14 protein-coding genes are annotated in these 12,890 nt (G+C 70.2%); 13 read left to right on the plus strand and 1 reads right to left on the minus strand.

Features of this window, described 5'->3' with window-relative positions; translation table 11 throughout:
* The first annotated feature begins 60 nt into the window (after positions 1–60).
* The 8 genes from RI138_RS28190 to RI138_RS28225 all read left to right on the plus strand — a co-directional run bounded on the left by RI138_RS28190 (position 61) and on the right by RI138_RS28225 (position 8,007).
* Positions 61–1,071 (plus strand): sugar ABC transporter substrate-binding protein, encoded by a 1,011-nt coding sequence (locus RI138_RS28190; RefSeq protein ID WP_449343300.1) that lies wholly within the window; start codon positions 61–63, stop codon positions 1,069–1,071.
* Positions 1,068–2,123 carry an ABC transporter permease gene (locus tag RI138_RS28195; RefSeq protein ID WP_311122144.1) on the plus strand — a complete coding sequence of 352 codons (1,056 nt, stop codon included), beginning with the start codon at positions 1,068–1,070 and terminating at the stop codon, positions 2,121–2,123. The genes RI138_RS28190 and RI138_RS28195 overlap by 4 nt, the downstream gene beginning before the upstream one ends.
* Complete coding sequence (locus RI138_RS28200) at positions 2,120–2,977, plus strand: ATP-binding cassette domain-containing protein (protein ID WP_096625385.1); 858 nt, start codon at positions 2,120–2,122, stop codon at positions 2,975–2,977. Before RI138_RS28195 ends, RI138_RS28200 begins: the two co-directional genes overlap by 4 nt.
* A gap of 133 nt (positions 2,978–3,110) precedes the next feature.
* On the plus strand, positions 3,111–4,277 hold the full coding sequence (locus RI138_RS28205) for an ROK family glucokinase (RefSeq protein WP_096625383.1): 1,167 nt from the start codon (positions 3,111–3,113) through the stop codon (positions 4,275–4,277).
* Positions 4,278–4,344: 67 nt separating this feature from the next.
* Positions 4,345–4,941, plus strand: coding sequence for a hypothetical protein (locus RI138_RS28210; RefSeq protein WP_096625381.1), 597 nt, complete (start codon positions 4,345–4,347; stop codon positions 4,939–4,941).
* A gap of 45 nt (positions 4,942–4,986) precedes the next feature.
* Entirely contained in the window at positions 4,987–6,525 is a 1,539-nt protein-coding gene (gene pcaDC, locus RI138_RS28215; protein WP_311123041.1) for a bifunctional 3-oxoadipate enol-lactonase/4-carboxymuconolactone decarboxylase PcaDC, read from the plus strand.
* Between the two features lie 12 nt (positions 6,526–6,537).
* Positions 6,538–7,191 (plus strand): MBL fold metallo-hydrolase, encoded by a 654-nt coding sequence (locus tag RI138_RS28220; protein WP_311122145.1) that lies wholly within the window; start codon positions 6,538–6,540, stop codon positions 7,189–7,191.
* A gap of 36 nt (positions 7,192–7,227) precedes the next feature.
* Positions 7,228–8,007: an exodeoxyribonuclease III gene (locus tag RI138_RS28225; RefSeq protein ID WP_096625376.1), complete on the plus strand. Its 780-nt coding sequence runs from the start codon at positions 7,228–7,230 to the stop codon at positions 8,005–8,007.
* A gap of 153 nt (positions 8,008–8,160) precedes the next feature.
* Here the strand turns inward: RI138_RS28225 and RI138_RS28230 are convergent, their stop codons facing one another.
* Entirely contained in the window at positions 8,161–8,940 is a 780-nt protein-coding gene (locus RI138_RS28230; protein ID WP_311122146.1) for an SDR family NAD(P)-dependent oxidoreductase, read from the minus strand.
* Positions 8,941–9,049: 109 nt separating this feature from the next.
* Here RI138_RS28230 and RI138_RS28235 point away from each other — a divergent pair, with 109 nt between their 5' ends.
* The 5 genes from RI138_RS28235 to RI138_RS28255 all read left to right on the plus strand — a co-directional run bounded on the left by RI138_RS28235 (position 9,050) and on the right by RI138_RS28255 (position 12,870).
* Positions 9,050–9,490, plus strand: a complete 441-nt coding sequence (locus tag RI138_RS28235; protein ID WP_311122147.1) for a DUF6278 family protein — start codon at positions 9,050–9,052, stop codon at positions 9,488–9,490.
* Positions 9,491–9,639: 149 nt separating this feature from the next.
* The gene (locus tag RI138_RS28240) at positions 9,640–10,383 is read left to right on the plus strand and encodes an amino acid ABC transporter ATP-binding protein (protein WP_096625370.1); all 744 of its coding nucleotides are present in this window, start codon (positions 9,640–9,642) and stop codon (positions 10,381–10,383) included.
* A gap of 12 nt (positions 10,384–10,395) precedes the next feature.
* Positions 10,396–11,325: a glutamate ABC transporter substrate-binding protein gene (locus tag RI138_RS28245; RefSeq protein ID WP_311122148.1), complete on the plus strand. Its 930-nt coding sequence runs from the start codon at positions 10,396–10,398 to the stop codon at positions 11,323–11,325.
* Positions 11,326–11,341: 16 nt separating this feature from the next.
* Positions 11,342–11,986 carry an amino acid ABC transporter permease gene (locus tag RI138_RS28250; RefSeq protein WP_096625366.1) on the plus strand — a complete coding sequence of 215 codons (645 nt, stop codon included), beginning with the start codon at positions 11,342–11,344 and terminating at the stop codon, positions 11,984–11,986.
* The gene (locus tag RI138_RS28255; protein WP_311122149.1) at positions 11,983–12,870 is read left to right on the plus strand and encodes an amino acid ABC transporter permease; all 888 of its coding nucleotides are present in this window, start codon (positions 11,983–11,985) and stop codon (positions 12,868–12,870) included. Before RI138_RS28250 ends, RI138_RS28255 begins: the two co-directional genes overlap by 4 nt.
* The last annotated feature ends 20 nt before the right edge of the window (positions 12,871–12,890 follow it).

Here is a 12,890-nt window from a genome sequence, read left to right on the forward strand (position 1 = left end):
GCCGTACGCTCCCCGGCCCGGTCAAGCGCACAGCGAGCAGCAGGAGAAGGGCACCGCGTCGTGGCAAGGGTTCGGACAGGGGTACGCGCGATGGGCGCCGTGCTGGCAGTGGTGCTCGGCGCCTCCCTCGCGGGATGCAGCAGCACCGGCGGCAAGCGGGCGGAAGAGCGCGCGGCCGAGGCCGCCGAGGGGCGGGCCGCGGTGAACACGCCCCGCTGGACCTTCGCCATGGTCACCCACTCGGGCGACGGCGACACTTTCTGGGACATCGTCCAGAAGGGCGCCGAGCAGGCGGCCGTCAAGGACAACATCAACTTCCTCTACTCGCACAACGACGAGGCCAACCAGCAGGCCCAACTCGTCCAGACCGCGATCGACAAGAAGGTCGACGGGCTGATCGTCTCGCTGGCCAAGCCGGCCGCCATGAAGGCCGTGGTCGCCAAGGCCGTCAAGGCGGGCATCCCGGTCGTCACGGTCAACTCCGGCTCCGCCGAGTCCAAGGAGTTCGGCGCCCTGACCCACATCGGCCAGGACGAGTCCATCGCCGGTGAGGCCGTCGGCGACGAGCTGAACGAGCGGGGCCGCAAGAAGGCCCTCTGCGTCCTGCACGAGCAGGGCAACGTCGGCCACGAGCAGCGCTGTGCCGGGGCGAAGAAGACCTTCGACGGCACGATGCAGAACCTGTACGTCGACGGCACCAACATGCCCGACGTCACCGCGTCCATCGAGGCCAAGCTCCAGTCCGACAAGAGCATCGACGCGGTCGTCACCCTCGGCGCCCCCTTCGCCGACGCCGCCGTCCAGGCCAAGCGGACGGCGGGCAGCAATGCGGAGATCAACACCTTCGACCTGAACGCCAAGGTCGCCACCGGCCTCCAGGCCGACCAGCTCGGCTTCGCCGTCGACCAGCAGCCCTACCTCCAGGGGTACGAGGCCGTCGACCTGCTCTGGCTCTACCGCTCCAACCTCAACGTCCTCGGCGGCGGCCGGCCCGTCCTGACCGGGCCGCAGATCATCACCGCCGACGACGCGGAAGCCCTGGCCGACTACACCAAGCGGGGCACCCGATGAGCGGCTCCACCGCCGCACCGGAAAAGCCGACGCGGGTGGACGAGCGGCTGGTGCGCACCTCAGCTCTGCGCAAGCTGCTCGGCCGCCCCGAGCTCGGCTCGGTCGTCGGCGCGGCAGCCGTCTTCCTCTTCTTCGCGATCGTCGCCGACAGCTTTCTCCAGGCATCCAGCTTCGGGACCGTGCTGTACGCGGCCTCCGTCCTCGGCATCATGGCCGCGCCGGTGGCGCTGCTGATGATCGGCGGCGAGTTCGACCTCTCCGCCGGGGTGATGGTGACCAGCTCCGCGCTGATCTCCTCGATGTTCAGCTACCAGATGACGGCCAACGTCTGGGTCGGCGTCTTCGTGTCGCTGCTGGCCACGCTCGCCATCGGCGCGTTCAACGGGTTCATGCTGACCCGCACCAGGCTGCCCAGCTTCATCATCACGCTCGGTACGTTCCTGATGCTGACGGGCCTCAACCTCGGCTTCACCAAGCTGATCAGCGGCACCGTCTCCACCAAGGCCATCGGGGACATGGAGGGCTTCGAGTCCGCCCGGACCCTGTTCGCGTCGACGCTCACCCTCGGCGGCGTCGAGTTCAAGGTGACGATCCTGTGGTGGGCGGCGCTCGTCGCGATCGCCACCTGGATCCTGCTCCGTACCCGCTTCGGCAACTGGATCTTCGCCGTCGGCGGCGAGGCCGACGCGGCCCGCGCGGTCGGCGTCCCCGTCATCCGTACGAAGATCGGGCTCTACCTCGGCGTCGCCTTCGCCGCCTGGGTCTCCGGCCAGCACCTGCTGTTCAGCTACGACGTCGTCCAGTCCGGCGAGGGCGTCGGCAACGAGCTGACGTACATCATCGCCGCCGTCATCGGCGGCTGCCTGATCACCGGCGGCTACGGCTCCGCGATCGGCTCGGCGGTCGGTGCCTTCATCTTCGGCATGACCAGCAAGGGCATCGTGTACGCCGAGTGGAACCCGGACTGGTTCAAATTCTTCCTGGGAGCGATGCTGCTCCTGGCCACCCTGCTCAACGCGTGGGTGCGCAAGCGCGCGGAGGCGACGTCATGACGGCCACTCCTGAAGAGACCTCCGGACCGGCCCCCGGCCCGCTGGTCGAGCTGGACGACGTAGCCAAGTTCTACGGCAACATCAAGGCCCTGGAACACGTTTCGCTGGAGGTCCACGCGGGCGAGATCACCTGCGTCCTCGGCGACAACGGTGCGGGCAAGTCCACCCTGATCAAGATCATCGCGGGGCTGCACCGGCACGACGCCGGACGCTTCCTGATCGACGGCGAGGAGACCACGCTCGCCAACCCGCGCGACGCCCTGGACCGGGGCATCGCCACCGTCTACCAGGACCTCGCCGTCGTCCCGCTGATGCCGGTCTGGCGGAACTTCTTCCTCGGCTCCGAACCGACCACCGGCGTCGGCCCCTTCAAGCGCCTCGACGTCCGCAGGATGCGCGAGACGACCCGTACGGAACTGCTCCGCATGGGCATCGACCTGCGCGACGTCGACCAGCCCATCGGCACCCTGTCCGGCGGCGAGCGCCAGTGCGTGGCCATCGCCCGTGCCGTCTACTTCGGCGCCAAGGTCCTCGTGCTCGACGAGCCGACCGCCGCCCTCGGTGTCAAGCAGTCCGGCGTGGTCCTCAAGTACGTCGCGGCCGCCCGCGACGCCGGGCTCGGCGTGGTCCTCATCACGCACAACCCGCACCACGCCCACCTCGTCGGCGACCGGTTCATCCTGCTCAAGCGCGGCGCGATGTCCGGCAGCCACACCAAGGAGAGCGTCACGCTCGACGAGCTGACCCGGCAGATGGCGGGCGGCAGCGAGCTGGAGGAGCTCAGCCACGAGCTGGAACGCACCCCGACGCCCACCCTCCCGGGCAGTTCGGCCGCGACCGACGAAGCGTCCTGACGGCCGACCCGCCCCGGCGCGGCCGACCCCGACCGGCGGCCCCCGGGGCCCGGCAGTGGCAGAATCGAGCGCGGCGGGCGCCGTCCGCCGCCGGGTGCCCCAGCCGACCGGCCTCCTCAACCCCGCAGGGACGATGAGCACGTACCGCGACTTCGCCCACCGCGGCTCCGCCCGCGCCACCGTCCTCAAGACGGTCGGCACCAAGGAACGCCGCTCGCACCTGACCGCGCCCCGTGTCCCCACGGTCGGGATCGACATCGGCGGTACGAAGGTGATGGCGGGCGTCGTCGACGCCGACGGCAACATCCTGGAACAGCTGCGCACCGAGACACCCGACAAGTCCAAGAGCCCCAAGGTTGTCGAGGACACCATCGTCGAACTGGTCCTGGACCTCTCCGACCGCCACGACGTCCACGCGGTGGGCATCGGCGCGGCGGGCTGGGTGGACGCCGACCGGTCCAAGGTCCTGTTCGCCCCGCACCTCGCCTGGCGCGACGAACCCCTGCGCGACGCCATCGCCTCCCGCCTCGTTGTCCCCGTCATGGTCGACAACGACGCCAACACGGCGGCCTGGGCGGAATGGCGCTTCGGCGCGGGCCGGGGTGAGGACCACCTCGTCATGATCACCCTCGGTACGGGGATCGGCGGCGCGATCCTGGAGGGCGGCCAGGTCAAGCGCGGCAAGTACGGCGTGGCCGGTGAGTTCGGCCACATGCAGGTCGTGCCCTCGGGCCACCGCTGCCCCTGCGGCAACCGGGGCTGCTGGGAGCAGTACAGCTCCGGCAACGCCCTGGTCCGCGAGGCCAAGGAGCTGGCCGCCGCCGACTCCCCGGTCGCCCACTACCTGCTGGACCGCGTCAAGGGGAACATCCCCGACATCACCGGTCCGCTGATCACCGAACTGGCCCGCGAGGGCGATGCGATGTGCATCGAGCTGCTCCAGGACATCGGCCAGTGGCTCGGCGTCGGCATCGCCAACCTGGCCGCCGCGCTCGACCCCTCGTGCTTCGTCATCGGAGGCGGCGTCAGCGCCGCCGACGACCTGCTGATCAACCCCGCCCGGGACGCCTTCAAACGCCACCTCACCGGCCGCGGCTACCGCCCCGAGGCAAGGATCGCCAAGGCGCAGCTCGGCCCCGAGGCGGGTATGGTCGGCGCCGCGGACCTGGCCCGGCTGGTCGCCCGCCGGTTCCGCCGCGCCAACCGGCGCCGTGTCGAGCGCTACGAGCGGTATGCCCAGATCTACGACCAGGCGGCGAGTACCATCCGCAACACCCGCTCCACCCGCACCGCCGACTGAACCGTAGCCGCCCCTCCGGCGTCCCACCCCAACGCCATGACCGCAGCACCCTAGGGACCACCTGATCATGATCGCAGCCGAGCACCCCGTGGTGCGCCACCAGTCGGAGTCTCCGGGTGACGGCGAGGGCAAGCCGCCCGAGGACCGCCGACGGGTCTTCAGGCGGCGGTTCATCACCGCCACGATCATCGTGCTGCTGATCGGCATCCCAGCGGGCTACCTGCTGATCTCGGCGGGCCAGAGCCGCCGCTCGGGCAAGGACAAGGAGGCCGAGGCGGCCGCCCAGGGCCTCCGCGAGGGCTGGCCCTCCAAGATGCAGCGCCGGATCTTCGAGGTACCGATCCCCGGCAACGGCAGCGGAGTCCAGTACTACGAGACGAACAACTGGAAAGCCAGCCGGATGTACGTGAAGTTCCGGACGACCTCCGCCGGTCTCGACCGCTTCCTGACCGGCGTCGGCACCGGACGCGCGGCGCTGGAGCCCAACGAGATCGACATCAGCGCGCGGGACATCAGGATCACCGGCTGGCACTTCGGCCCGGACCAGCACTGGGCCAGCACCACGCACAGGAACAAGAAGCCGCGCCCCACCCAGAACATCACGGTCAACATGACCGATCCGGCCAGCCCTGTCATCTATGTCGTATCGGCGGCGACCCCCTGACCCGGAGCCGGAGGTGCGCTCACTAACCTGGAGCGAGTGAGCGAAGTGAGCGAGACGACCCCGCAGCCCGTGCAGACCCCCCGTCCCGGTGGGCCCGCCCCGCACTCCGGAACGCCTCAGCCGGTGGCCCCGGCCCCGCAGCAGGGACCGGACGCCGCGCCCGGGCACGCCGCCCCGCTGGCCGCCGCACCCGCGTCACCCGCTCCGCTCGGCCCGGCCGCCCCGGCTTCCGCCCCGCCTGTCGCTCCCGCCCCGCAGGCCGTCGTACCCGCCGCATTCGCCCCGCAGGCAGCACCCCCGGCCGGGGCCCCGCGGCCCCTCCAGTACCGCTTCGACGGGCCCGAGGACGCCCCGGTCCTGGTGATCGGGCCCTCGCTCGGGACCACCTGGCACATGTGGGACCGCCAGGTTCCCGAGCTGTCCCGGCACTGGCGGGTCTTCCGCTACGACCTGCCCGGCCACGGAGGCGCGCCCGCCCACGTCGCCGCATCCGTCGCCGAGCTGGGCGACCGGCTGCTCGCCACGCTGGACGGGCTCGGTGTCCAGCGTTTCGGCTACGTGGGCTGCTCGATCGGCGGGGCGATCGGCGCCGACCTGGCGCTGCGGCACCCGAACCGGGTCGCCTCGCTGGCGCTCGTCGCCTCCTCGCCCCGGTTCGGCACGGCCGACGAGTTCCGCCGGCGCGGGGTGATCGTGCGCACCAACGGGCTGGAGCCGATCGCCCGCACCGCACCGGAGCGGTGGTTCACCCCAGGGTTCGCCGCCGCGCAGCCCGCGATCGTCGAGTGGGCCGTGCAGATGGTCCGCACCACCGATCCGGGGTGCTACATCGCGGCCTGCGAGGCGCTCGCGGCGTTCGACATCCGTGGTGCGCTGGACCGGATCGGCGCGCCCACCCTGGTGCTCGTCGGGGCGGAGGACCAGGTCACCGGGCCCGCCGAGGCCCGGACGCTGGTCGCCGGGATACCGGACGCGCGCCTCGCGCTCGTGCCCGGCGCGTCCCACCTCGCCCCGGTCGAGCAGCCCGCCGCCGTCAGCGACCTGCTCCTGACGCACTTCTCCACCGCCTGGCAGCAGGACACCTCGGCCGCGATCCCCGTGCTGCCCTCCGTCCCCGGGCCCGCCGCCCCGGCCGCCCCGTTCGCGCCCGTGGCCGACATCGCCCCTGCCACCGCGGCGCCCGAGGCTCCGGCGCCGGCACCGGACGAGCGGTACGAGCGCGGGACGAAGGTGCGCCGCGAGGTGCTGGGGGACGCCCACGTCGACGCGGTGAACGCCTCGGCCGACGCTTTCACCGAGGACTTCCAGGAGCTGGTCACCCGGTACGCCTGGGGCGACGTCTGGAGCCGCGAGGGCCTGGACCGCCGTACCCGCAGCGTCATCACGCTCACCGCGCTCGTCGCCTCCGGCCATCCGGAGGGCCTGGCCGCCCACACCCGGGCCGCTCTACGCAACGGCCTGACGCCCGTCGAGATCAAGGAGGTCCTGCTCCAGACCGCCGTCTACTGCGGCTTCCCGGCGGCAGGCGCCGCCTTCTCCGTCGCGCAGTCCGTGATCCAGGAGGAAACCACCCCGCCCGCGTAGCAGGATGGCCTCATGAACGCATCGCCTCGGGCACTGACCCTCACCAAGAAGACCCACTCCTGCGTGCGGATCGAGAAGGAGGGGCGCGTCCTGGTCATCGACCCCGGCGGCTTCTCCGAGGACGACGCGGCCATCGGTGCCGACGTTCTGCTGGTCACGCACGAGCACCCGGACCACTTCAACGAGGCCCGGCTGCGGGCGGGCCTGGAGGCGAACCCGACGGCCGAGATCTGGACCCTGCGCAGCGTGGCCGACCAGCTCTCGGCCGCCTTTCCCGGACGGGTGCACACCGTGGGCGACGGCGACGCGTTCTCGGCCGGCGGGTTCGACGTCACCGTGCACGGCGAACTGCACGCGGTGATCCACCCGGACATCCCGAGGATCACCAACATCGGCTATCTCGTCGACGGTTCGGTCTTCCACCCCGGCGACGCGCTCACCGTTCCCGAGCGGCCCGTGGACACCCTGCTGCTGCCGGTGATGGCCCCCTGGAACAAGATCTCCGAGGTCATCGACTACGTACGCGAAGTGAAGCCGCGGCGCGCCATCGACGTGCACGACGCCCTGCTGACCGATCTCGCGCGGCCGATCTACGACAACCAGATCGGGGCCCTGGGCGGCGCGGACCACGGGCGGCTCGCCCCGGGCGGGGTCACCGAGCTGTGAGCGCCGCTGTCAGTGGGAGCCGATAGGTTTACTGCCATGCGCATCGCCACCTATAACGTCAATTCGATCACCGCCCGGCTGCCGAGGCTGCTGGCCTGGCTGGAGAGCAGCGGCACCGATGTGCTGTGCATCCAGGAGACCAAGTGCGCGGCGGAGCAGTTCCCCGCCGACGCCCTGCGCGAGCTGGGGTACGAATCCGCCGTCAACGCCACGGGCCGGTGGAACGGAGTCGCGCTCCTCTCCCGGGTCGGCCTCTCCGACGTCGTCACGGGGCTGCCCGGCGGCCCGGAGTACGAGGGGGTGGAGGAGCCCCGCGCGATCTCCGCGACCTGCGGGCCGGTGCGCCTGTGGTCGGTCTACGTTCCCAACGGCCGGGAGGTGGGGCACCCGCACTATCCGTACAAGCTGGCCTGGCTGGAGGCGCTGCGCAAGGCCGTGGCGGCGGACGCCGCGGGGACCCTCCCGTTCGCTGTCCTGGGCGACTTCAACGTGGCCCCGACCGACGAGGACGTCTGGGACCCGGCTCTCTTCGTGGGGGCCACGCACGTCACCCCCGCCGAGCGCGCCGCCCTCGCGGCCCTGGAGGCGGAGGGCCTGAGCGAGGTCCTGCCCCGCCCCCTCAAGTACGACCGCGCGTACACCTTCTGGGACTACCGCGAGCTGCGGTTCCCCAAGAACAAGGGCATGCGGATCGACCTGACCTTCGGCAACGCCCCCTTCACCGCCGCCGTCAAGGACAGCTACGTCGACCGCGAGGAGCGCAAGGGCAAGGGGGCGTCCGACCACGCTCCGGTGGTGGTCGACCTCGATCTCTGAGCCCGGGGAGGCAGAAGAGAGGGCTGCGCATCGCGTGACAACCCAAGGTTGACACCCCTGAGGTGTCAACCTGCGGTTGTCGCATGACGCAGCCTCTTGCCGTCGCGCCCTGTGTTCGCCTCGATGATCTGAGCGAGGCCATCGAGAAGGGGTTCAGTGCACCGAGAACCCGCCGTCCACGAACACCGACTGCCCGGTGATGTACGCCGAGGACCGCCCCGCCAGAAACACCGCAGCGCCCGCGAAGTCCTCCGCGAGCCCGTTGCGCCCGACCAGGGTCCGGGCGGCCAGCGACGCCACCTTCTCCGGGTCCGACTGCAGCCGCGCGTTCAGCGGGGTCAGCACGAACCCGGGTACCAGGGTGTTCACGGTGACGCCGTACGGCGACCACGCCTCCGCCTGTGACCGGGCCAGCGACTCCAGACCGCCCTTGGACACCCCGTACGCACCGCTGTCGACAAAGGCCCGGTGCGCCTGCTGCGAAGTGACGTGGATGATCCGCCCGTAACCCCGCTCGGCCATGCCGGGGCCGAAGCGCTGCCCCAGCAGGAACGGGGCCTTCAGGTTCACCGCCATCGTGGTGTCCCAGACGTCCTCGCCGAGGTCGTTCATCGGCGGGCGCAGGTTGATCCCCGCGCAGTTGACCAGGATGTCCGGCTCCCCGAAGGGCTCGACGGCCCCCGCCGCGCCCGCGTGTACCCCCTCGGTGGTGCCCAGGTCCGCGCTCACCCAGGCCGCCCGGCAGCCCTCGGCGGTCAGCTCGTCGACGGTCGCCCTCAGCTCGGCCTCCCGGCGGGCCACCACGACGACGGACGCACCCGCCCGGGCCAGTGCGCCGGTGATCGACAGCCCGATGCCGGAGCTGCCGCCGGTCACCACCGCCACCCGGCCTTCCAGCGAGAACAGTTCCGCCACGTACCCCTGTGAACTCATGTCCGTACCCTAAGCACCCGCTTGGGGGCGGGGCCGGGGCAGGGTGCCGGAACGGCGAAGGCCGCGCGCCCTGTGGTGCGGAACCTGGCCGGGATGGGACCCTAGTGGTATGAACATCCCTTTCTTGGACAACTGGCGTAAGCGTCAGGGCGGTACGCAGGGGAGCGGGCTCGCGGCCGCCGTCGAGGCGGATCCCGACGGTGTGGCCGAACTGCTCGCCGAGTGCGAACTGCTGCGTGTCCGGGCGGGGCAGCAAGGACTCGAACTCGACGACACCCCCGCCTCGTTGTCCGCGCTCGACCAGCTGCCGCCCCGCTGGCGCGAGGATCCGGAGGAGCTGCCCTGGCTCGGCAACGACGCCGGTCTCTACCTCGGCACGGTGATCGTGCGGACCGTCGCGGGTGCCGCGTGGGACATCTGGCCGAGCGGCCGGCCCGTCGTGCGGCTGATCTCCGGCCGGGAGATCGACGTCGTCGCGGCCGGTCTCGACTGGGCGATGTCGGGCAGCCCCGAGCTGTCCCAGGTCTACGCGGAGTCCGCCGAGAGCTGACCGGCGAGCCGTCTCCCGTCACCTAATCTAGATAAACAGCCTTATTGCACCATTTGCGCGTGTCGGCTGCGAAGTCCCTTATCGGGATGGATAGTTTGCGCTGACCTCGACACAGCGACAGACACAGCGACAAGTGGGTAGGGCAGCGCATGGCCGACGATCCGTTGATCGAACTGAGGGACGTCAACAAACACTTCGGAGAGCTGCACGTACTTCAGGACATCAATCTCACCGTCGGCCGCGGGGAGGTGGTGGTGGTCATCGGCCCCTCCGGATCCGGGAAGTCCACGCTCTGCCGGGCGATCAACCGCCTGGAGACGATCGAGTCCGGCCGGATCACGATCGACGGCAGACCCCTCCCCGAGGAGGGCAAGGGCCTGGCCCAGCTCCGCGCCGAAGTCGGCATGGTCTTCCAGTCGTTCAATCTCTTCGCCCACAAGACCGTGCTGGACAACGTCTCCCTCGCGCAGCTCAAGGTACGCAAGCGCAAGCGGGACGAGGCCGACGCGCGGTCCAGGGAGCTGCTGGAGCGGGTCGGTCTCTCCGCCCACGCCGACAAGTACCCCGCCCAGCTCTCCGGTGGCCAGCAGCAGCGCGTGGCCATCGCCCGCGCCCTGGCCATGGACCCCAAGGCGCTCCTCTTCGACGAGCCCACCTCTGCGCTCGACCCGGAGATGATCAACGAAGTGCTGGAGGTCATGCAGCAGCTCGCCCGGGAGGGCATGACCATGGTCGTGGTCACCCACGAGATGGGCTTCGCCCGCTCCGCGGCAAACCGCGTGGTGTTCATGTCCGACGGGTGCATCGTCGAGGACCGCACCCCGGAGGACTTCTTCACGTCCCCGTCGAGCGACCGTGCCAAGGACTTCCTGTCCAAGATCCTCAAGCACTGAGGGGGGCTTTCCATGTTGCGTACGAGGAACACGCGTACGGGCCGGGCCGCCGCCCTCGTGACCGGTCTCCTGCTCGCCGCACTCGCCGCGGGCTGCGGCAAGGACGGCAGCCCGCCGGTCAAGGGCCCCAGGCTCGAAGCCCTGCCGGTGTACGAGGTCGACACCGGCTTCGAGCTGCCCGAATCACCGACCTGGGCCAAGGCCAAGCGGCGCGGCCACCTGGTGATCGGCGCCAAGGAGGACCAGCCGTACTTGGGGGAGAAGGACCCGGCGAGCGGGATCTACTCCGGGTTCGACATCGAGATCGCCCGGATGCTGGCGGCCTCGATCGGCTTCGAGCCGAAGACGATCAGCTTCCGCACGATCGCCTCCGCCAACCGCGAGACCGCCCTCCAGAACGGCCAGATCGACTACTACGTGGGCACCTACACCATCAACGACATGCGCAAGAAGCTCGTGGGCTTCGCCGGGCCGTACTACATGGCGGGCCAGGGCCTGCTGGTGCGCACCGACGAGGACGACATCAACGGCCCCCAGGACCTGGACGGCAAGACCGTCTGCTCGGCCGCCGGCTCCACGCCCTACCAGCGCATCGCCGCCGACTTCCCCAAGGCGGTGCTCGTCGCCTACGACACCTACTCCATCTGCGTCGACAACCTGCTGACCTACCAGGTCGACGCCGTCACCACCGACGACGCGATCCTGCTGGGCTTCGCGGCCAAGGCGCCCGACGAGATGAAGGTCGTCGGCAGGCCGTTCTCCGAGGAGCCGTACGGCGTCGGCGTCCCGCGCAACGACAACGCCCTGCGGCTCGCCCTCGACGACGCCCTGGAGGCCAACGAGGAGAACGGCAACTGGAAGAAGGCGTTCGAAGCGACGCTCGGCCTCTCCGGAGTGCCCGCGCCGACCCCGCCGCCCATCGACCGCTACCCGGCGAACTGAGGGGACGGCCCCACTCATGGATGTACTGACAGACAACTTCTCCCTCTACGGCGAGGGCTTCCTCGGCACCGTCGAACTGACCGTCTACGCCTCCGCGCTGGCGCTCGTCCTCGGCTTCCTGATGGCCTCCTTCCGGGTCGCGCCCGTCGGCTCCTTCCGGGTCTTCGGCACCGTCTGGGTCACCGTGCTCCGCAACACCCCGCTGACGCTGCTGTTCTTCGCGGTCCTGCTCGGTCTGCCCCGCTTCGGGCTCGTCCTGCCGTTCCAGGCCTTCGCGGTCATCGCGCTGGGCTGCTACACCTCGGCGTTCATCTGCGAGGTGCTGCGCTCCGGCATCAACACCGTGCCCAAGGGCCAGGGCGAGGCCGCCCGCAGCCTCGGCATGAACTTCGGCCAGACCCTGAGCACCGTGGTGCTGCCGCAGGCGTTCCGGTCGGTGATCCCGCCGGTCGGCTCGACCCTGATCGCGCTGGCCAAGAACTCCGCGATCGCCGGGGCGTTCAGCGTCACCGAGCTGCTCGGCACCTACAAGACGCTCAACGAGCTGGGCTACAGCATCATCTGGACCTTCATCTGGATCGCCGTCGGCTACCTGATCATCACCCTGACCATCAGTGCGCTGTTCAACGTGATGGAGAAGCGCTGGGGAGTCGCCCGATGACCACCACCCGTACCCGCAAGCCGTCGCTGCCCGCGGCCACCGCGCTCTACGACATCCCCGGCCCGGTGGCCCGCAAGCGGCACCTCACCTACGGGCTCGCCTCGACGGCGGTGATCCTCGGGCTGTTCGGCTGGATTCTCTATCTGCTCTTCGACACCGGCCAGTTCACCGAGGAGAAGTGGCGGCCCTTCGCATACGCGGGCATCCAGGAACTGCTGCTGCGCGGGCTCGGCAACACCCTCAAGGCCTTCGCGTACGCCGCGGTCCTCTCCCTCGCGCTGGGAGCGGTCCTCGCGGTCGGCCGGCTCTCCGTGCACCGGCCGGTCCGCTGGATCTCCACCGTGCTGGTCGAGTTCTTCCGGGCCATGCCGGTGCTGGTGATGATCTTCTTCATCTTCGTCGCGCTGAAGGTGCAGGCGCTGCCCGCCCTGGTCGCCGGGCTGACGCTCTACAACGGCTCCGTGCTCGCCGAGGTGTTCCGGACCGGGATCAACTCCGTGGACCGGGGCCAGCGCGAGGCCGCGTACGCCCTGGGAATGCGCAAGACGCAGGTCACGACCTTCGTCCTGGCCCCGCAGGCGGTACGCGCGATGCTGCCGACCATCATCAGTCAGCTGGTGGTCGCGCTCAAGGACACCTCACTGGGCTATCTGATCACCTACGAGGAATTCCTCCACGCCGGGAAGCTGATCGCGTCGAACCTCGACTACGATCTTCCTTTCATCCCCGTGGTGATGGTGATCTCTCCGATCTACATCGGGATGTGCATGCTGCTCTCGTGGTTCGCCACCTGGGTGGCCAGGAGGCAGCGGCGCAACCTCAAGACCAAAGCGGTCGAGGTGGCCCCGGCCGAACCAGGGACGCTGCTGCCGGGAGGGCAGTAGCCGGGCAGTGCCCGCCCGGC

Source organism: Streptomyces durocortorensis, assembly GCF_031760065.1.
Classification (GTDB): Bacteria; Actinomycetota; Actinomycetes; order Streptomycetales; family Streptomycetaceae; genus Streptomyces.

Coding starts and splice junctions, on each gene's coding strand:
- RI138_RS28195 (WP_311122144.1), top strand. CDS start 1,068: ATGAGCGGCTCCACCGCCGCACCGGAAAAGCCGACGCGGGTGGACGAG.
- RI138_RS28200 (WP_096625385.1), top strand. CDS start 2,120: ATGACGGCCACTCCTGAAGAGACCTCCGGACCGGCCCCCGGCCCGCTG.
- RI138_RS28205 (WP_096625383.1), top strand. CDS start 3,111: ATGAGCACGTACCGCGACTTCGCCCACCGCGGCTCCGCCCGCGCCACC.
- RI138_RS28210 (WP_096625381.1), top strand. CDS start 4,345: ATGATCGCAGCCGAGCACCCCGTGGTGCGCCACCAGTCGGAGTCTCCG.
- RI138_RS28220 (WP_311122145.1), top strand. CDS start 6,538: ATGAACGCATCGCCTCGGGCACTGACCCTCACCAAGAAGACCCACTCC.
- RI138_RS28225 (WP_096625376.1), top strand. CDS start 7,228: ATGCGCATCGCCACCTATAACGTCAATTCGATCACCGCCCGGCTGCCG.
- RI138_RS28230 (WP_311122146.1), bottom strand. CDS start 8,940: ATGAGTTCACAGGGGTACGTGGCGGAACTGTTCTCGCTGGAAGGCCGG.
- RI138_RS28235 (WP_311122147.1), top strand. CDS start 9,050: ATGAACATCCCTTTCTTGGACAACTGGCGTAAGCGTCAGGGCGGTACG.
- RI138_RS28240 (WP_096625370.1), top strand. CDS start 9,640: ATGGCCGACGATCCGTTGATCGAACTGAGGGACGTCAACAAACACTTC.
- RI138_RS28245 (WP_311122148.1), top strand. CDS start 10,396: ATGTTGCGTACGAGGAACACGCGTACGGGCCGGGCCGCCGCCCTCGTG.
- RI138_RS28250 (WP_096625366.1), top strand. CDS start 11,342: ATGGATGTACTGACAGACAACTTCTCCCTCTACGGCGAGGGCTTCCTC.
- RI138_RS28255 (WP_311122149.1), top strand. CDS start 11,983: ATGACCACCACCCGTACCCGCAAGCCGTCGCTGCCCGCGGCCACCGCG.